This is a genomic window from Bradyrhizobium sp. WBOS07, from assembly GCF_024585165.1.
Taxonomy (GTDB): domain Bacteria; phylum Pseudomonadota; class Alphaproteobacteria; order Rhizobiales; family Xanthobacteraceae; genus Bradyrhizobium; species Bradyrhizobium japonicum_B.
Window position 1 is genome coordinate 2,836,657 of record NZ_CP029008.1, and the last position, 18,581, is coordinate 2,855,237.

The 18,581-nt window shown below is 66.8% G+C and carries 19 protein-coding genes; 15 read left to right on the top strand and 4 right to left on the bottom strand.

What is annotated here, in order from left to right; translation table 11 throughout:
• The first annotated feature begins 11 nt into the window (after positions 1-11).
• The 8 genes from DCM79_RS13290 to aat all read left to right on the top strand — a co-directional run bounded on the left by DCM79_RS13290 (position 12) and on the right by aat (position 7,438).
• Positions 12-869, top strand: a complete 858-nt coding sequence (locus DCM79_RS13290; protein ID WP_257180216.1) for a DUF1236 domain-containing protein — start codon at positions 12-14, stop codon at positions 867-869.
• Positions 870-1,096: 227 nt separating this feature from the next.
• Positions 1,097-1,564 carry a type II 3-dehydroquinate dehydratase gene (gene aroQ / locus DCM79_RS13295; RefSeq protein ID WP_028136675.1) on the top strand — a complete coding sequence of 156 codons (468 nt, stop codon included), beginning with the start codon at positions 1,097-1,099 and terminating at the stop codon, positions 1,562-1,564.
• 37 nt (positions 1,565-1,601) lie between these two features.
• Positions 1,602-2,090 carry an acetyl-CoA carboxylase biotin carboxyl carrier protein gene (gene accB / locus DCM79_RS13300; RefSeq protein ID WP_028136676.1) on the top strand — a complete coding sequence of 163 codons (489 nt, stop codon included), beginning with the start codon at positions 1,602-1,604 and terminating at the stop codon, positions 2,088-2,090.
• An 80-nt stretch (positions 2,091-2,170) separates the two neighbouring features.
• The gene (gene accC / locus DCM79_RS13305; protein ID WP_257180217.1) at positions 2,171-3,529 is read left to right on the top strand and encodes an acetyl-CoA carboxylase biotin carboxylase subunit; all 1,359 of its coding nucleotides are present in this window, start codon (positions 2,171-2,173) and stop codon (positions 3,527-3,529) included.
• A 104-nt stretch (positions 3,530-3,633) separates the two neighbouring features.
• Positions 3,634-5,160: a CHASE3 domain-containing protein gene (locus DCM79_RS13310; RefSeq protein WP_257180218.1), complete on the top strand. Its 1,527-nt coding sequence runs from the start codon at positions 3,634-3,636 to the stop codon at positions 5,158-5,160.
• Positions 5,157-5,597, top strand: coding sequence for a response regulator (locus DCM79_RS13315; RefSeq protein ID WP_028136679.1), 441 nt, complete (start codon positions 5,157-5,159; stop codon positions 5,595-5,597). Before DCM79_RS13310 ends, DCM79_RS13315 begins: the two co-directional genes overlap by 4 nt.
• Positions 5,594-6,697 (top strand): sensor histidine kinase, encoded by a 1,104-nt coding sequence (locus DCM79_RS13320; protein WP_257180219.1) that lies wholly within the window; start codon positions 5,594-5,596, stop codon positions 6,695-6,697. Before DCM79_RS13315 ends, DCM79_RS13320 begins: the two co-directional genes overlap by 4 nt.
• 60 nt (positions 6,698-6,757) lie before the next feature.
• A complete protein-coding gene (aat, locus tag DCM79_RS13325; RefSeq protein ID WP_257180220.1) occupies positions 6,758-7,438 on the top strand; it encodes a leucyl/phenylalanyl-tRNA--protein transferase in 681 nt (226 codons plus the stop codon).
• Positions 7,439-7,497: 59 nt separating this feature from the next.
• Here aat and DCM79_RS13330 read toward each other — a convergent pair whose 3' ends face one another.
• Positions 7,498-8,520: a DUF2155 domain-containing protein gene (locus DCM79_RS13330; protein ID WP_257180221.1), complete on the bottom strand. Its 1,023-nt coding sequence runs from the start codon at positions 8,518-8,520 to the stop codon at positions 7,498-7,500.
• 203 nt (positions 8,521-8,723) lie between these two features.
• Between DCM79_RS13330 and DCM79_RS13335 the strand changes: the two genes are divergently transcribed.
• The 3 genes from DCM79_RS13335 (at position 8,724) to DCM79_RS13345 (ending at position 11,071) form a co-directional block, all read left to right on the top strand.
• Complete coding sequence (locus tag DCM79_RS13335; protein WP_257180222.1) at positions 8,724-9,671, top strand: alpha/beta hydrolase; 948 nt, start codon at positions 8,724-8,726, stop codon at positions 9,669-9,671.
• A gap of 13 nt (positions 9,672-9,684) precedes the next feature.
• Complete coding sequence (locus DCM79_RS13340) at positions 9,685-10,692, top strand: Na+-dependent transporter (RefSeq protein WP_257180223.1); 1,008 nt, start codon at positions 9,685-9,687, stop codon at positions 10,690-10,692.
• 124 nt (positions 10,693-10,816) lie between these two features.
• The gene (locus DCM79_RS13345; protein ID WP_028136685.1) at positions 10,817-11,071 is read left to right on the top strand and encodes a PepSY domain-containing protein; all 255 of its coding nucleotides are present in this window, start codon (positions 10,817-10,819) and stop codon (positions 11,069-11,071) included.
• A gap of 89 nt (positions 11,072-11,160) precedes the next feature.
• Here the strand turns inward: DCM79_RS13345 and DCM79_RS13350 are convergent, their stop codons facing one another.
• A complete protein-coding gene (locus tag DCM79_RS13350; RefSeq protein ID WP_257180224.1) occupies positions 11,161-12,099 on the bottom strand; it encodes a GlxA family transcriptional regulator in 939 nt (312 codons plus the stop codon).
• A gap of 94 nt (positions 12,100-12,193) precedes the next feature.
• Between DCM79_RS13350 and DCM79_RS13355 the strand changes: the two genes are divergently transcribed.
• A complete protein-coding gene (locus DCM79_RS13355) occupies positions 12,194-12,880 on the top strand; it encodes a DJ-1/PfpI family protein (RefSeq protein ID WP_257180225.1) in 687 nt (228 codons plus the stop codon).
• A gap of 491 nt (positions 12,881-13,371) precedes the next feature.
• Here DCM79_RS13355 and DCM79_RS13360 read toward each other — a convergent pair whose 3' ends face one another.
• Complete coding sequence (locus DCM79_RS13360; RefSeq protein ID WP_028136688.1) at positions 13,372-13,779, bottom strand: NADH:ubiquinone oxidoreductase subunit NDUFA12; 408 nt, start codon at positions 13,777-13,779, stop codon at positions 13,372-13,374.
• Positions 13,780-14,023: 244 nt separating this feature from the next.
• Between DCM79_RS13360 and DCM79_RS13365 the strand changes: the two genes are divergently transcribed.
• The 3 genes from DCM79_RS13365 (at position 14,024) to DCM79_RS13375 (ending at position 17,621) form a co-directional block, all read left to right on the top strand.
• A complete protein-coding gene (locus tag DCM79_RS13365) occupies positions 14,024-14,722 on the top strand; it encodes a BA14K family protein (protein ID WP_257180226.1) in 699 nt (232 codons plus the stop codon).
• 245 nt (positions 14,723-14,967) lie between these two features.
• A complete protein-coding gene (locus DCM79_RS13370; RefSeq protein WP_257180227.1) occupies positions 14,968-15,384 on the top strand; it encodes a response regulator in 417 nt (138 codons plus the stop codon).
• Entirely contained in the window at positions 15,381-17,621 is a 2,241-nt protein-coding gene (locus DCM79_RS13375) for a CHASE3 domain-containing protein (protein ID WP_257180228.1), read from the top strand. Before DCM79_RS13370 ends, DCM79_RS13375 begins: the two co-directional genes overlap by 4 nt.
• Before the next feature lie 53 nt (positions 17,622-17,674).
• Here the strand turns inward: DCM79_RS13375 and DCM79_RS13380 are convergent, their stop codons facing one another.
• The gene (locus DCM79_RS13380) at positions 17,675-18,571 is read right to left on the bottom strand and encodes a DMT family transporter (protein WP_257180229.1); all 897 of its coding nucleotides are present in this window, start codon (positions 18,569-18,571) and stop codon (positions 17,675-17,677) included.
• Between the last annotated feature and the right edge of the window lie 10 nt (positions 18,572-18,581).

Here is an 18,581-nt window from a genome sequence, read left to right on the forward strand (position 1 = left end):
GGAGAATTTCGATGTTGAACCGCTTTATGATCTCAGTTGCCGCAGCCGCACTCGTCGCGGGCACCGGTCTGGCCAACGCACAGGGCACCATGGGCCGCGACAGCGGTGGTGGCGCACAGATGCAGCAGTCGCAGCCTTCCGGCGGCGCCGCAGAGCGCGGCGGCTCGATGGGCCGCGATTCCATGAGCCAGGACAAGGGCACTGTCGGCCAGTCCGGCGGCTCCAGCTCCATGAAGTCCGAAGATAAGTCCGGCGCGATGAAGGACGAGCGTTCCTCGGGCGGCGCGATGAACAAGAACGCCGAAGACAAGGCCGGCACCAAGGGCCAGCGCACCGACGATCGCGCGCAGGGCCAAATGGACAAGTCCCAGATGGACAAGTCCCAAGACAAGTCCAAGAGCATGAGCCAGGACACCACCAAGTCCGGCAAGGACAAGGACATGAAGGCTGAGGGCAGCAAGAGCGGCACCTCGACCAACAACGCCGAGACCCAGAAGGGTACCGGCACGAGCACCAACCAGAATGCTCAGGGCCAGACCGGCACCAGCACCAACCAGAACGCCCAGGGCCAGAGCTCGACCTCGACCACGGTCGGCCAGGCTGGCGCCGCCGCGAAGCTCTCGACCGAGCAGCGGACCCAGATCACCTCGGTGATCCGCGAGCAGCGGGTGACCCCGGTGACCAACGTGAACTTCTCGATCTCGGTCGGCACCCGGGTGCCGCGCGAGGGCATTACCTTCCACGCCTTGCCGTCCCGGGTCGTGTCGATCTATCCGGAGTGGCGGACCTACAAGTACATCCTGGTCAAGGAAGAGATCGTGATCATCAATCCGGACACCTACGAAATCGTGGCGGTCCTGAACGTCTAAGCCGGATCACCGGCAGCCGCAGGGGGCGGGCAGCAATGCCCGCCCCCTTTGGGTTTGCCGGCAGCCATGGTTCGGGCTGGTTAACAAGCAATTTCCGTAGCTTCCGCACAGATTTTTGCAGCCAGGATGAGGTACCTGAGGGCCCCTCGAAGGTCCTTCAAGGCTTCCCCTGGGACGCTTTGTTACCTATAACCCCGCCACGCCGAAGCACCTCTTCCGGGATTGGAATGGCAGAACCCGCAACCGACACGATCCTCGTCCTGAACGGCCCGAACCTCAACATGTTGGGGACGCGCGAGCCGGAGAAGTACGGCCACGCGACCCTGGCCGACGTCGAGGCGCTGTGCCGAGAGACGGCGGCGACGTTCGGCCTCAAGGCCGATTGCCGGCAGTCCAACCGCGAGGGCGAGCTGATCGACTTCATCCACGAGGCGCATCGGCGCAAGATGAAGGGCATCATCGTCAATGCCGGCGGCTATTCCCACACCTCGATCGCGCTGCACGACGCGCTGCTCGCGGTTCAGATCCCGACGGTCGAGGTGCATGTGACCAACATCCACGCCCGCGAGAGCTTTCGTCATCACTCCTACACGGCACGCGCGGCCTTCGCCTCGCTCTGCGGTTTCGGCATCGAGGGCTACCGCCTCGCCATCCAGGGCCTCGCCGCCAAGCTTGCCATCAAGCCCAAAGCCTGAAGCTCCCTCATCAAACAGAACATTCGGATCAAACAACATGGCGCGCCAGCCAGACGACAAAGCAGCCGCAAAGTTTTCCAGCGAGGATTCCGCGCTCGTCCGCGAGCTCGCGCTCCTGCTCGATGAGACCAGCCTCAGCGAGATCGAGATCGAGCGCGCGGGCCTGCGCCTGCGCGTCGCCCGCAACATCAGCGTGGCTGCGACCATGCCCGTGCCGATGGCTGCGGCTCCCGCGGCCCTGCCGGGCGTCCCCGCCGCGACGGCCGCCGCCGGGCCCGACCTGTCGAAGCATCCCGGCGCGGTCAGCTCGCCGATGGTCGGCACCGCCTATTGGGCGCCCGAGCCGGGCGCCAAGCCGTTCATCGAGGTCGGCAGCAAGGTCTCGGTCGGACAGACGCTGCTGATCATCGAAGCCATGAAGACCATGAACCAGATCCCCTCGCCGCGCGCCGGCACGGTGACGCAGATCCTGGTCGAGGACGGCCAGCCGGTCGAGTACGGCGAGCCGCTCGTCATCATCGAGTGAGGCAGTGGCGAATAGCGCGTAGCGACCAGCTGCTCCACCCTATTCGCCATTCGCCATTCCCCATTCGCCCCTGAGGCACCATGTTCGACAAGATCCTCATAGCCAATCGCGGCGAGATCGCCCTTCGCATCCTCAGGGCGTGCAAGGAGCTCGGTATCGCGACCGTCGCCGTGCACTCCACCGCCGACGCCGACGCCATGCATGTGCGCCTGTCGGACGAGAGCGTCTGCATCGGCCCGCCGGCATCCAAGGACAGCTATCTCAACGTGCCCGCACTGCTCGCGGCCTGTGAGATCACCGGCGCCGATGCCGTGCATCCCGGCTACGGCTTTCTGTCGGAGAATGCGCGCTTCGCGGAGATCCTCGCCGAGCACAATCTGCATTTCATCGGCCCCAAGGCCGAGCACATTCGCCTGATGGGCGACAAGATCGAGGCCAAGAAGACCGCCAAGAGGCTCGGCATTCCCGTGGTTCCGGGCTCCGACGGCGCCGTCGGCCCCGACGACGACGCCCTGGCGATCGCAAGGACGATCGGCTTTCCCGTGCTGGTGAAGGCGGCGGCCGGCGGCGGCGGCCGCGGCATGAAGGTCGCCCACAGCGAGGCGGATCTGCAGGTGGCGCTGTCGACGGCGGCCAACGAGGCCAAATCCGCCTTTGGCGATGCCTCGGTCTACCTGGAGAAATACCTCCAGAAGCCGCGCCACATCGAGATCCAGATCCTCGGCGACGGTCGCGGCGGCGCGATCCATCTCGGCGAGCGCGACTGCTCGCTGCAGCGCCGCCACCAGAAGGTCTGGGAGGAAGGCCCCTCGCCCGTGCTCGCCGCCGCCGCGCGCGCCAAGATCGGCGAAACCTGCGCCAAGGCGATGCGCGAGATGAAATATCTCGGCGTCGGCACCATCGAATTCCTGTTCGAGGACGGCGAATTCTACTTCATCGAGATGAACACCCGAATCCAGGTCGAGCATCCCGTCACCGAGAGCATCACCGACATCGACCTCGTGCTGGAGCAGATCCGCATCGCCGCCGGCGGCGACCTGCCGGCCAAGCAGGACGAGGTTCAGGTCATCGGCCACGCCATTGAGTGCCGCATCAACGCCGAAAATCCCCAGACCTTCCGCCCCTCGCCCGGCCGCATCCTGCAATACCATCCCCCGGGCGGGCTGGGGGTGCGGATCGATTCCGCCGTCTACCAGGGCTACACGATCCCGCCCTATTACGATTCCCTGGTCGGCAAGCTGATCGTGCACGGCAAGACCCGCGCCGAATGCCTGATGCGGCTCCGCCGGGCGCTGGACGAAATGGTGGTGGAAGGCATCGAGACCACGCTGCCTCTGTTCCGCGCTTTGGTGCGCGAAGGCGACATCATCAACGGCGATTACCACATCCACTGGCTGGAGCAGTATCTGGCCGGCAAGGTGGAACCTGCCCCGCGATAATCCACTTCCCCGTGGAACCCTTTGGCCCCGATTGCGTTCTGGACGCGGGGACAGTTCCAAGGGGGCGTTTTGACTTCCGCGAGACGTGACAAAGCGAGGCCGTGGTGACGGCCGAGGCGCAACGACGGCGGGCTTTTTGGCAGATCCTGCTGATCGCGGCGGGTCTTCTGGTGCTGACCGTGATCAGCGCTGGCTCGGTCTATCTCGTCAACGAGGCGCGGGAAGACAGCAAATGGGTGCTCCACACCATCGAGGCGCAGAGCCAGATCAACGCCCTGTTGCTCGAGATCCGCCGTGCCGAGAGCAGCGCCCGCGGCTTTCTCCTGACACAAGGCTCGGATTTCCAGTCGGATCACGAGAAAGCCGTCGCCGCGATCATTCCGGCGCTCGACAAGCTCACGCGCCAGATCGGCGACAATCCGGCGCAACGCGACAGCATCGAGAAGCTGAGCGCGGCCATCGAGACCCGGCTCGACCAGTTCTCGCGGGAGATGAGCCTCGTCAAGCAGGGGCAGCTCGACCGCGCCACGGAGCTCGTCCGCGAGGCCGCCCGCGGCAACACCACGACCACGATCACCAACCAGGCCAACGCGATGATCCGCGAGGAGGAGCGGCTGTTTCGGCTCCGCACCGTCAACTCCGACCGCAGCCAGACCCTGGCCGCATCGATGACCGGCATCGGCTCCGGCCTCGTCGTGCTGCTGGCCATGATCTCGACCTGGCTGGTGCGGCGCTCGGCCCGCGCCCGTGACGAGGCCGAAGCGCGCCTGCGCGATGCCAACGTCAATCTGGAGTCCGTCGTCGACGAGCGCACGGCGGACCTGCGCGAGGCCAACGACGAGATCCAGCGTTTTGCCTATATCGTCAGCCACGACCTGCGCTCGCCGCTCGTCAACATCATGGGCTTCACCAGCGAGCTGGAAGAGCTCGGCGGCGACATCTTCCGCCGCATCGGCAGCCTCGCCCATGTCTCTGCCGACGGTGCGCCGCTGGCCCCCGCCGGCCCTGGCGAGATCGCGCTCGAAGGCGCCGACAAGCAGCTGTCCGAGGACTTCTCCGAAGCGCTCGGCTTCATCAAGTCTTCGATCGCCAAGATGGACCGGCTGATCTCGGCGATCCTCAACCTCACCCGCGAGGGCCGCCGCGAATTCCAGCCGGTCAAGATCGACACACGCGAGCTGATCGAGGCCATTGTGACCACGCTGGCCCACCAGGCGGACGAGGCGCAGGCCCAGATTCATGTCGAGCCGCTGCCGAATGTCGTGAGCGACCGGCTCGCGCTCGAGCAGATTTTCTCCAATCTGATCGACAATGCCATCAAATATCTCAAGCCCGGCGTGCCCGGAGAGATCAGAATTCGCGGGCGGACCAAGCTCGGGTACGCTATCTTCGAGATCAGCGACAACGGCCGGGGGATCGACCCGAAGGATCACCAGCGGATATTCGACCTGTTCCGCCGCGCCGGAACCCAGGACAAGCCCGGCCAGGGCATTGGTCTTGCGCATGTGCGTGCACTTGTGCGTCGCCTCGGCGGCACCATGTCGGTATCATCGGAACTGAACGCGGGCAGCACCTTCACGATCACGCTGCCGATCGCCTGGAACGTGAACAACCGGAACAGAGATCGATGACCCAGCCTGTCACCATCATCATGATCGAGGACGACGAGGGACACGCCCGCCTGATCGAGCGCAACATCCGCCGCTCGGGCGTCAACAACGAGATCGTCTCCTTCACCAACGGCACCGACGCGATGCAGCACCTGTTCGGCGCCGACGGCAGCGGCCTCGTCCAGAAGGGCAATGCGCTTCTGATCCTGCTCGATCTCAACCTGCCCGACATGACCGGGATCGACATCCTGAGGCAGATCAAGGAAAACAAATATCTGAAGGCTTCGCCCGTGGTGGTCCTGACCACCACCGACGATTCCCAGGAAATCAAGCGCTGCTACGAGCTCGGCTGCAACGTGTACATCACCAAGCCCGTCAACTACGAGAATTTCGCCAATGCCATCCGGCAGCTCGGCCTGTTCTTCTCGGTCATCCAGGTCCCGCCCGCCGCCCCATGAACCAGCGCACGCCAACCCTGCTCTACATCGACGACGACCGTGCGCTGGCGCACCTGGTCGAACGCGGCCTGACGCGGCGCGGCTACAGGGTCGTCCATGCCGCGAGCGGCGAGGAAGGCCTGGAGCGCATCCGCCGCGCTCGTGCCGAGGGCGGCATCGACGTGGTCGCGCTAGACCAGTACATGCCGGGTCTCGACGGGCTGGAGACGCTCGAGCAGATCATGGCGATCCCGAACGCTCCGCCCGTCGTGTTCGTCACGGCCTCGCAGGATTCCAGCATCGCCGTCACCGCGCTGAAGGCCGGCGCGGCCGATTATCTCGTCAAGGACGTCACCGGCGATTTCATCCCCCTGCTCCACGTCGCGGCCGAGGGGGCGCTGCGCCAGGCCGAATTGCAGAAGGCGCGCGAGGAAGCCGAAGCCGAGATCCATGCCTCGCGCGACCGCTACGCAGCTCTTGCCGCCGAACGCGAGCTGCTGCTGCGCGAGGTCAATCACCGCGTCGGCAACTCGCTCCAGATCATCGCCTCCCTGCTGCACCTTCAGGCAAGCTCGGCCGCGCAGGACGAGGTCAAGGCAGCGCTGACCAACGCCATGGGCCGTGTCGCCGCGGTCGCGCAAGTGCACCGGCGCCTCTACACCTCGCAGGACCTCAAGAGCGTGGTGCTGAACCAGTATCTGGAGTCCCTGCTTGAGGATCTCCGCCGCTCGGCCGAAGGCAACCGGATGTCGCGCCTGACGCTGAAGGCCGAGCCGATCGAGATCGATCCGGACCGCGCGGTCGCCGTCGGCATCATCGTCAACGAGCTGGTGATGAACGCCGTGAAATACGCCTATCCCGACGGCGCCGGCCCGATCCATGTCGATCTGACCGCGCAAGGCGACGATCTCTTGCTGTCGATCGCCGACAACGGCGTCGGTGACGCCGTCAAGGCCGATCCGCGCTCCACCGGCATGGGCCAGCGCATCGTTGCGGCCATGGCCGCCAAGCTCGACGCCTCGGTCGAGCGCGATCCCGCGCATTCCGGAACCCGGGTCGTGCTGAAGTTCGCGCGCGTCCCCGCAAGCCCGGGCAAGACCAGCACCGCTGCCGCCGGCTGACCTCGCGCTGCCGTTGCGCCCCATCGCAACGGCCTCGCGATCCTGCTATCATCGCGAACCATGACTTCGCGCGACTCCGCTCCGTCTGAAATCACCCCGGCCGTGCTGCTGCGCGCCTACGCCTGCGGCATCTTCCCGATGGCGGAAAGCGCCGACGATCCGACCCTGTTCTGGGTCGAGCCGGAATTTCGCGGCGTCATCCCGCTCGACGGATTTCGCGTCGCCTCGCGGCTTGCGCGCACGGTGCGCTCGGACGTGTTTCGCGTCACCGTCAACACCGCGTTCAAGGCGACGATCGCGGGCTGCGCCGCGCCGCAGGCCGGCCGCGAGGACACCTGGATCAACAAGCGCATCCGCGACCTCTATGGGGGCCTGTACCAGCTCGGCCATTGCCACAGCGTCGAAGCCTGGCAGGGCGATGATCTCGTCGGCGGGCTGTACGGCGTCAGCCTCGGGCGGGCCTTCTTCGGCGAGAGCATGTTTCACACCGCGCGCGACGCCTCGAAGGTCGCGCTGGTGCATCTGGTCGCGCGGCTCATTTACGGCGGCTTCGAGCTGCTCGACACTCAGTACGTCACCGACCACCTGAAGAGCTTTGGCGCGGTCGAGATCTCGCGGCGGCGCTACACCGCGATGCTCGACAAGGCGCTGGCCGGCGAGCCCGGCGATTTCCTCAGGCTCTCACCCGGCGAGGCCATCCCGGGCGCGCGCGCACTCGAGATCATCGCTTCAAGGCAATAGGACCCGATCAGCTAAGCGCTGATGCTTCATCTCTCCCGAAGGGAGAGATGAAGCATGGCCTAGCGGCCAAACCCGGGAATTCCGAACAGACCCGGCCGCTGCTCCGGCGGCGGGGGCGGCGGTGGCGCCGGTTGCTGCTGCTGGATCGGCGGCAGAGGTTGCGGCGGACGCTGCTGCACCTGCTTGGGCGCAGCCTTCTTCTGTGCGGGCGGCGGTGGCGGCGGCTTGGCCGCCGGATCCGGCGCCGCCGTCGCAATGGTCTGCTGCGGCTCTTTGCAGTCGGTGAGCCAGATGTCGTAGATCGGATGCTCGACGCCGTGCAGGCCCGGGCTTGCCGCGTACATCCAGCCGGAGAAGATGCGCTTCACCTCGCCCTGCAAGGTGATCTCGTCGACCTCGACGAAGGCATCGGTGTTGGTGGCCTCCGTGGCCGGCCGCGTGTAGCAGGCGTCGGTCTTGACCCTGAGCGCGCCGAACTGAACGGTCTCGCCGATCTCCTCGTCGAAATTGATGATGCGACCGGTGATCTTGTCGAGGCCGGAGAAGGTCGCCTTCTTGTTCACGATCTTCTGCGCCGGCGGCTCGGTCACGACCTCGTCGCCCGGCTGGAGACTTGCCGGGGTCTGCGGCACGGCGCCCGGAGCGCCCTTCTGCTGCGGCTGACGACCGGGCGCGCCCGGCACACCGGGCGGCGCGATCGCCGCGGAGGGGGGCTGGTTCGGCGGAGCCACGGTGGAGCCCGGCGGGGGCGCCAGCGGCTGGGTTTCGACCGGCCCCGGCATCACGTTCCCCTGCCGGCCCGGCGGCGGCGGCATCGGGCGCGACGGCAGCACGCGGCCCTGCGGCGGCAGCTCCGGCACCTCTTCGTCGTCGTCGGGGATCTGCTGCGGCTGCGGCTGGCCGCGCGGAATGGTGCCGGGCGGCCGCAGCGGCGGCGGATCGGAAAAGATCGTGCCGATTTGCGCCTGAGCCGGCGTCGCAACCGTCAGCGCGGTGGCGGCCAAAAGCGCCGCAAGACCTGTCAGGGTAATGGTTCGAAACATCTCGCGCGGCTTCAACAGCGAATCGGGCTTGTTGGACATTCTATAGGGGTTACCGCCGCTCGCAGGCCATCCGGTTAACACGGCGAATACGGCGGGGGAAGGGCGGCAACCCTGCCCTTCCCGGCCCCATCTGGCCAGACCGGGTCCCGAATGGGATAGTCAATCAGCCCCTCCCAGGGGCGCGGGGCCGGCATCGCCCCCCAAACCACATCCAACCAGACTGGAAACCCCGAGGTCGCCCCATGCCCGTTGTGCTCGATCCCGATGCCGCCGCCGTCTACAGGGCTTTCCAGGACGCCGGCCGCCCGGCCTACGAGACCCTGACCGCGCCGGAGGCCCGCGCCTATTATGCGCAGGCGCGCTTTGCCACCAATCCTGACGCGCCCGAGCTTGCCCGCGTCGCCTCGCTCTCGATCCCGGCCCCGCACGGCACGATTCCCGCCCGTCTCTACGTTCCCAAGGAGCCACGCCGGCACGACGGCCTGTCGCCCGCCCTGGTGTTCTTCCACGGCGGCGGCTGGGTGATCGGCGATCTCGACTCGCACGACGTCGTCTGCCGTCAGCTCGCGGTCGAAGGCGCGCTGATCGTGATCTCGGTCGACTACCGCCTTGCGCCCGAGCACAAATTTCCCGCCGCCACCGAGGACGCGGTGGCCGCGACCCAATGGGTTGCCGCCAACGCGCGCGAGCTCGGCATCGACGCTTCACGCCTGTCGATCGGGGGCGACAGCGCCGGCGGCAATCTTGCCGCGGTCGTCGCGCTCGCCGCGCGCGACGCTGGCGGCCCTGCACTCGCGGGCCAGGTGCTGATCTATCCCGCCACCGATTTCGCCATGACGCACGGCTCCCACAGCGAGCCCGAGACCAGCGTGCTGCTGACGCATTCGGTGATCCGCTGGTTCCGCGACCATTATCTTAACGGCGCCGCCGATATCCACGACTGGCGCGCTTCGCCTGCGCGCGCGCCAAGCCTGGCCGGCTTGCCGCCGGCCTATGTGCTGACCGCCGGCGCCGATCCCTTGCGCGACGAAGGCAACGAATATGCCGTGCGGCTGAAGAAAGCTGGCGTGCCCGTGACGACCAGGCACTATCCCGGCCAATTCCACGGCTTCTTCACCATGGGCAAGCTGTTGCGAGAGGCCAATGTTGCCGTCGGCGAGATCGGCGCGTGGTTGAAGGGATTGGGCTGAAACGCCGTTCCGCATGGCTTCTCCGCTCCAAACCATCGCCGCCCTGCCGCTGCGCGTCCTGACCTGGCTGGGCAGCCAGGGCACGCGCGGGGTCGCCGCCATCGTGTTCATCGCAGCCGCGGTGCCGCCGCTCGGCGCATTGCTGCGTCCCTATCTCACCGAGGCGATCCTCTGCCTGCTCTGCATCTCCTTCATGCGGGTCGACCTGGCCGCGCTCTACAGCCATCTGCGCCGACCGGCGCTGGTTTCGACCGCCACGGCCTGGACCACGATCGGCGTGCCGCTGATCGTCGGCCTAATCGCGCATGCAACCGGCCTCACGGCTCGCGCGCCCGGGTTGTCGCTCGCATTGATGCTGCAGAGCATGGCCTCGCCGATGATGGCCTCGCCGGCCCTCGCCGCGCTGATGGGGCTCGATGCCACGCTCGTGCTGATCACGCTGGTGACCTCGACCGCGCTGGTGCCCTTCACGGCCTCGCTGTTCGCAGGCCTCTTCCTCGGCGACATGCTCAGCATCACGCCGCTCACACTCGGCCTGAAACTGCTGGGCATCCTCGCCGCATCGCTGCTGGCCGCGACAGCCATCCGGTGGATCTTCGGCGCGGAGGCGATCCAGCGTCACAAGACGCCGATCGACGGTCTCAACATCATCATCCTCTTCATCTTCGCCGCGGCGATCATGGGCGACGTCGTGAGCGACCTCCTGGCGCAGCCGCTGTTCACCATCAGCCTCGCAGCCCTGTCTTTCGCGATCTACTTCACCCTGCTCGCCATCACCACGCTGCTATTCCGCCGCGTCGGCACCGAGCGCGCGCTGGCACTGGGACTGATGGTGTCACAGCGCAATCTCGGCCTGATGCTGGCAGCCACCGCCGGGGTGCTGCCGCCAACGACCTGGCTCTATTTCGCGCTGACGCAGTTTCCCATTCATCTTGCGCCGTACATGCTGATGCCGATCGCACGGCGCCTGACCGCGCGCGCAGAGGCATCCCGCCGCGTGCCGGCAAAGGGCACCCCATAGGGATGGCCCTCATCAATTGGGGATGTCGAGGTGAGCCACGGCCGTTCCCTCATTTGCACCGGCATAGTTGAGGAACCTCAATTCGGCGATCCCGTTGAAGCCTCTCACCGCAAGGAGGTTCGCGATGAAGTTTGCCACAATCCTGGTTCTCGGCTCGCTCGCCATGGCCTCGGCAGCAAGAGCAGATCAACCCGGGCCTGACTGGATGCCGATGGAGCAGGTCAAGGCCAAGGTCATGGAATCCGGCTATTCGCAGGTGACCAAGCTTGAAGCCGACGACGGCCGATGGGAGGGCGAAGGCGTCAAGAACGGACAGAAGATGGAATTCCATGCCGACCCCAAGTCCGGCGCCATCGTGAGCGAAAAGCCGGATCGCTAGGCATCTGTGCTCGATGTGGCCGCCAGACATGGCTGATGCACGCGGACGTCGCGACTCCGCGGGGCGCACCGAGTTCAGGAGTACACGCCCTAGCCCGCCCGCGCCGCACGCCGCAGCGCTTGCGGCGGCTGACCGAAGGCACGGATGAAGGCGCGGCGCATGCGCTCGGGATCGCGAAAGCCGGTCGCCTCCGCGACGAGCTCGATGCCCTCGCGCGAGGACTGCACGCGCTCGCGCGCGACCTCGAGCCGAAGCCGCTCGATCGCCTTGGATGGCGTCGTGCCGGTCTCGGCCGCGAAGGCGCGGGCGAAATGCCGTGCGCTCATGCCGGCGCGGTCGGCGAGATCCTCCACCGTCAGCGGCGCGTCGAGATTTTCACGTGCCCAGGACAACAGCGGGCCGAAGCGGCCGTTCGGCGCCTTCAGCTCCAGCAGCGAAGAAAACTGCGACTGGCCGCCGCTCCGGCGATGATAGAGCACGAGCTGCCGCGCGGCGGCCCGCGCAACCTCCTCGCCATGGTCCTCGGTGACCATCGCGAGCGCGAGGTCGATGCCCGCGGTGATGCCGGCCGAGGTCCAGACATTGCCGTCGCGGGTGAAGATCTGGTCGGGCTCGAACTTCACCTTCGGATAGCGCGCGACGAAGTCGCGCGTCCGCCCCCAATGCGTGGTAGCGCGGCGGCCGTCGAGCAGACCTGCTTCAGCCAGCACATAGGCGCCCGAGCAGACGCTCGCGACCCGCACGCCGCGCCGCGCCAGCCGCTGCACGAAGGCCCGCGTGACCTCGCAGCGCGCGGCATCTGCAACGCCGACGCCGCCCGCGATCACCAGCGTGGTGATCGCATTCGCCGACTTGAAATCGCGCGCCATCATCTCGACGCCTGACGAGCTTCGCACCGCTCCCGCATTCACCGCCAGCACCCGCAGCGCAAGCGGCTTGCCGGCGCAGCGTGCCGCGACCTCGAACACCGAGATCGGGCCGGCCGCATCGAGCAGCTGGAAATCCGGGAAGATGAGGATGCCGATCATAGCTCTGTCCGAAATAGTGGGAATTATGCCATTTCGGACACAAAGGCAGCATGCCAATCTTCGCCCGTCAAGCTCATCTTTGGAGGATCCGCCGATGTCGTCCCCGCTCCAGATCGGAATTCTGATATTCCCGCGCGTGACCCAGCTCGACTTCACTGGCCCCTTGCAGGTGTTTTCCATGGTGCCCGGCGCAAAGCTGCACTTGATCTGGAAGCGGATCGAGCCGGTGCCGAGCGATTCCGTGCTGACGCTGACGCCGACCACGACATTCGTCGATTGCCCGCAGCTCGACGTGATCTGCGTGCCCGGCGGCGGCGGCACCAACGACTTGCTGGACGATGACGAGGTGCTCGACTTCCTGCGCCGGCAGGCCGAAGGCGCAAGATACGTCACCTCCGTCTGCACGGGATCGCTGGCGCTCGGCGCCGCCGGCCTGCTCAAGGGCTACCGCGCCGCGACCCATTGGAGCGCGATGGAGATGCTCGGCCAGTTCGGCGCGACGCCAACAAAGACGCGCGTCTGCATCGACCGCAACCGCATCACCGGCGGCGGCGTCACCGCCGGCATCGATTTCGCGCTGACGCTGGTGTCGATCCTGATCGATCGCACCACCGCGCAAGCGATCCAGCTCCAGATGGAATACAACCCGGCTCCGCCGTTTAATTCCGGGTCGCCCGATACTGCGCCGGCCGAAGTGATGGCCCTGCTCCGCGAGCGCGGCGCGCAAAACCACGCGCGCCGGCTGGAGGCGGTGAAGCGCGCGGCCGAGCGGGTGACGTAGTGCGCGTCGATGCCCCCGTGTCCCGGACGCGGTGCGGCACGCAGTGACGCTCCGCAGAGCCGGGACCCATAAGCAACACGGCACACCGCGACATTGGCCCCGGCTCTGCAGCGCACCGTCGAAGAGACGCTGCGCTGCGTCCGGGGCACGAGATCTCCTCAAAGAAAAAGGCCGCTCGGTTTCCCAAGCGGCCTTTCCTGTCTTACGGCGGCTGCACATTCACATCGGGCGATGTCGGAGCTTCCAGACCGGGGGCCTATTTCCCGATCGAGTCCTACTCGGCGGCCGCTGCATCTCGGGACAGTCGCGAACTGTTGCCCGAACCGAACGCAATGGTCTCCCATCTCCGTAAGATGGGATCATTGAGCCGCATCGCTTGCGCGGCTGCAACGTCCGTGCAGACGCCATCCCCGCTGTTCCCGTTGTCCACAGCGGCGCGAGGCGGATGCGGGTGCATCCAATTGAACGATGAAGATCGCGGGCCGAAAGGACTAGCCAGGGGTCCAGGGCTGATAGTCGCCGGTCGCCTTCGGACGCTTGCCGCTGGCGAGGGTCGATCCCGAGGGACGATAGGCCTTGGCCGTGCCGGTGAGGTTCGGCTGGTGCGGCTTCTCCCACTCGCGCGGCTGATAATTGGCCTCGGTCGGCGGCACATCGACGACGTGATGAATCCAGCCGTGCCAGGACGGCGGGATCCGGCTCGCTTCGGCATAGCCGTTATAGACCACCCAGCGCCGCTCGAAGCCCAGGGTCGGATCGATCGCCCCGCCGCGGGTGCGATAGTAGAGATTGCCCTGCTCGTCCTGGCCGACCAGCTCCCCGTACCGTTTGGTCCAGAGTTGGGTGCCAAAGGTCTGGCCATTCCACCAGGTGAAGAACTTGAGGAAGAATTGTTTCATGCGGCAAGGGCCCTGCTTCGTCGGGCCCTGATGCCATCCGGCCGGCGAAATGTCCAGTTCGGCGGCGCGCTGCTGCCCTCGGCACATGGGCAGCGGCGACCCAGGCCGTTGCCGCAAATCGGACGCGATACGTTCCTGCCGGGTACAGCGACCGCGCGCGAGGCTTCCTTTGACGCGCAAACCCGCGTGATCCCAGGAACCATAGCTCTTTCATAGGGTTTGCTTCCGGGAAAGGAGTTTTACCATGAACAATCTGAAAGTTTTGAGCGCAGCCGCTACGCTGGCGCTCGTTCTACCCATGACCTCACCGAGCTTCGCGCAGGATCGCGCCGCAGGTGCCGGTGGCGGCATGGGCGGTGGAGCCCGGATGGGCGGCGGCGCCGCGATGCACGGAGGTGGCGGCGGTGCTGGCGTGCAAGTCGGCGGCGGCGGCATGGGCGGCGGAGCCCGGATGGGCGGCGGCGCCGCGATGCACGGCGGTGGCGGCGGTTTCGCCGCGGGTGCCGCGGCACGTCCCGGCGGCGGCACTTTCTCAGCCGGTGCAGCGGTTCGCCCGAGCGGCGGCACGTCCTTCACCGGTGATGCAGCTCGCAACTTCGCAACCGCCAACGGCGGCACCTGGCAAAACCGTGGCGGCAGCTGGAGCGGCGGAAGTCATTGGAGCGGAGGACGACACCATCATCACCACCGTCGCGGCGGCTTCTGGCCGGGCTTCGCGGCCGGCGCGGCGATCGGCGGCTTGGGCTCGTACGCCTATTACGGCAGCAACTATGGCTATTACAGCGACCCCTATTACTATGACAGCTATTATGACGAACCGACGGTCGCGGTGGTCCCGGGCGGCGGCGATTCCTCAGCCTACTGCGCGCAGCGCTTCAAGTCGTATGACCCGGCTTCAGGCACCTATCTCGGTTATGACGGCCGGCGGCATCCCTGCCCGTAACCACTCGAGCCACGCGTAACGGAAGGCGTCGCAGCGCTGCGACGCCTTTTCCGTGCATCGGGCACATCTCCGTGATGCCGCCTCGAGCGAGCCCAGCGCCGGCGATGACGTGTACAATTGCATGTAAATGGACCTGTATGCATCGCACCGTGCATATGTACCCGGACCCAATCCAAAATTGACCCGACACACGATTCGCGGATATCACCAATCCCAGTGGGGACTTCGATCTACTGGGAAGTGTCATGCCGCGTATTCTCGTGGTTGATGACGATCCGATGGTCGGCGCGACCATCGAGGTCCTCCTCCAACGTCAGGGCTTCGACGTCACGCTGACCGACGGTGGTGAAACTGGACTGGCTGCGCTGGAAACGCAGACCTTCGACGCGATGCTGGTCGACATCTTCATGCCGCACATGCGCGGCTTCGAGTCGATCCGCATCTTTCACGAGCGCGCACCGGCAACTCCGCTGATCGCGATGTCCGGCTACGCCTTCGCGTCATCCGCCTCGCCCTCTCCCGATTTCCTCCGCATGGCGCTGGAGCTCGGCGCGACGCGCTGCCTGCGCAAACCGTTCACGCCGGAGGCGTTGCTGACCACGATCCGGGAATGCCTCGCAAGCGAGAGCGTGCAGCCGAAGGACAAGAAAGAAGCCCCTTGATTCCAACGCAGCGCGTCATTCTGGGTGCCGGACTTGCCATCCTCCTGATCATCACCGCGGCTTCGATCGCCCTCGACGTCAAGTCGCGCTCGGATGCGGCCTGGGTCAATCAGACGGTCCAGGTCCAGAAGAAGATTTCCGATCTGCGCGTGCTGCTGCGCCGCGCCGAGAGCGCCGCGCGCGGCTACGAGCTCTACCGCAGCCCGGGCTTCAGCGCCGAGTTCCAGGCGGTGCAGGCCCAGATCGCGCCGGCGCTGGCCGACCTCAAGCGCGGCGTCCGCGACAATCCCGATCAGGTCGCGCTGCTGGAGGGCACCGAACCGCTGGCGCTGCGCCGGGTCGAGATCGCGGCCGAGGCGATGCGGCTGCGCGCGGCGAACGACCAGGCCGGCATTGCCGCGCTCAACGGCAGGGCCGAGGGCCGCGGTCTCATGGACACGGTGATGGGCAATCTCGACCGATTGAGCGCGGAGGAGGAACGCTTGCTCGCCGCGCGCTCCCAGGATTCGCGCCGCACGGGCGTCGTGCTGCTCGGCATCGATGTCGCGGGTGCCGTGCTGATCCTGCTGCTGGTCGCGCTGGTGATGCGCGAGAGCCGGCGCGCCACGGTGCAGCTCCAAAGCACGCTGAGCGAGACCACGGCCGCCAAGGACGCGCTCGCGGCGGCGGTGGCCGATCGCACGCAGCATCTGGTGACCGCGCATGACGAGCTGCGCCTGTCGGTCAACGTGCTGCAAAGCACGTTCGACAGCATGGCGGAGGCGGTGCTGGTGATCGATGCCGACGGCAACGTGCTGCTGTCCAATCCGGCCGCGGAGCGCATGCTGCTGCATCGCACCGGCATGAACCTGCGCAATCTGCGGGCGCTGTCGGACGTCTTCCACGGCGACGGCGTCACGCCGATGCAGGCCGACGAGCTGCCATCGGTGCGCGTGCTGCGGGGCGAGAAGTTCGAAGACCTCGAGATGATCGTCCGGCCGCACAGCGGCAATGCGCCCCGTCATCTCATGGTCAGCGGCCGGCCCATGCTGGACGGGCACGGCGAGATCTCCGGCGCGGTGCTGGTCTATCACGACGCCACCATGTCGCGCGAGACCGAGCGGCAGCTGTACCAGTCGCAGAAGCTGGACGCGATCGGCAAGCTGACCGGCGGCGTCGCGCACGACTTCAACAACATGCTGACCGTGATCTCCGGCAACACCGAGACGCTGGTGGAAAGCCTGAAGCAGCAGCCCGAGCTGCAGCGCGTGGCGCGGCTGATCGACGATGCGGCCGAGCGCTGCGCCGAGCTGATCCAGCATCTGCTCGCCTTTGCGCGCCGGCAGCCGCTGCAGCCGCGCAACGTCGAGATCAACGCCGCCATCGCCGACATCGCCAAGCTGCTGCGCCCCACCCTCGGCGAGCAGATCCAGATCGAGACCGTGCTGGAACAGGGGCCGATGACCGCGCATATCGATCCGTCCCGGCTCACCAATGCCGTGCTCAACATGGCCATCAACGCGCGCGACGCCATGCCGAACGGCGGCAAGCTGCTGCTGGAGACCCACCGCGTCGTGCTGGACGAGGCCTATGCGCAGGCCCATGCGGACGTGAGGGCCGGCCCGTACATCATGCTCGCGGTCAGCGACACCGGCACCGGCATGTCGCCCGACATCCAGCTGAAGGCGTTCGAGCCGTTCTTCACCACCAAGGAGGTCGGCAAGGGATCCGGCCTCGGCCTCTCGATGGTCTACGGCTTCGTCAAGCAGTCCGGCGGCCACATCAAGATCTACAGCGAGGAAGGCCACGGCACCACGATCAAGCTCTATCTGCCGCCAGGCGAAGGCACGGCGGAGGTCGCGGTCACCGCCGCGCCGCCGGCCGAGGGCGGCGCCGAGATCATCTTCGTCGTCGAGGACGATCCGCTGGTGCGCAATTTCGTCACCGCGCAGCTGCAGAGCCTCGGCTACAAGACCATCGCCGCGCCCGACGGCAAGACCGCGCTGGACCTGATCGCGGCCGGCCAGACCTTCGACCTGCTCTTCACCGACGTCGTCATCCCCGGCGGCATGAGCGGCCGCGATCTCGCCGACGAGGTGGCCAAGCTGCGGCCGGGTGTGAAGGTGCTCTACACCTCCGGCTACACCGACAACGCCATCGTCCATCACGGCAAGCTCGACGACGGCGTGATGCTGCTGACCAAGCCCTACCGGCGCAACCAGCTCGCGGAGATGATCCGGAAGGCGCTGGGCGCATGATCCGGAAAAGTGCGCAGCGGTTCTCCGGCAAGATCATGCGCAAATAGGAGGCCTCACCGCGTCGCCAGCACCACCGCCGCCAGCGTGAAGATCAGAGCGGCGATCTGCCCTGCGCCGAGCGGCTCGCCCAGCGCGAGCGCCGAGGCGACGACGCCGATGACGGGCACAGCCATGGTGCCGATCGCGGCGACCGAGGCCGGCAGCCGCGCCAATGCGGCGAACCAGCTGACATAGGCGATGCAGAACTGCCCGACCACCGAATAGACCAGGAGCCACCAGCCGAGCGGCGTCACCTTCGACAGATCCGTGGTCTCGACCAGGAGGCCGATGATCGAGATCGGCAGGCAGCCGATCCCGATCTGCCAGGCCGCGGCCGCGATCGGCGGCAGGTGGATCGGATATTTCTTGGAGAACACCGTGCCGACGGCGAAGCCGAACGCCCCGCCCAGCGCCATGATGATGCCCGGCAGCTTCTCGACGCTGGCGGCGATGCCGTTGCCGCCCATGATCGAGGCCAGACCGACGAAGGCCATCACCAGCCCGAGCGTGCGCAGCAGCGTCGGCCGCTCGCCCAGCACCGGCCAAGCGATGATCGAGGCCCAGACCGGCATGGTGTAGGCGATCAGCGCCGCCTCGCTCGCCGGCAGCCAGAGCAGCGCGAGGCCCATCAGCACCATCCAGCCGGTGACGTTGAGCGCGGCGGAGGTGACGAGGCGCGGCCAGATCGCGGCGTCCACCTGCAGGCTCTGCCGGCGCATCACCGCCAGCGCCGCCAGCAGCACGGCGCCGAGCACGCCGGTGACCCCGCGCAGGGTCAGCGGCGGCAGCTCGGCGAGCAGGAATTTGGTCACCGGCCAGTTGAAGCCCCAGCCGATCGAGGTGATGGCGAGGAACATCAGGCCGGCCGGGGCGATGCGCGGCCGCGCATCCCGACGAGTCGAATCAAGCATGTGGGGTATC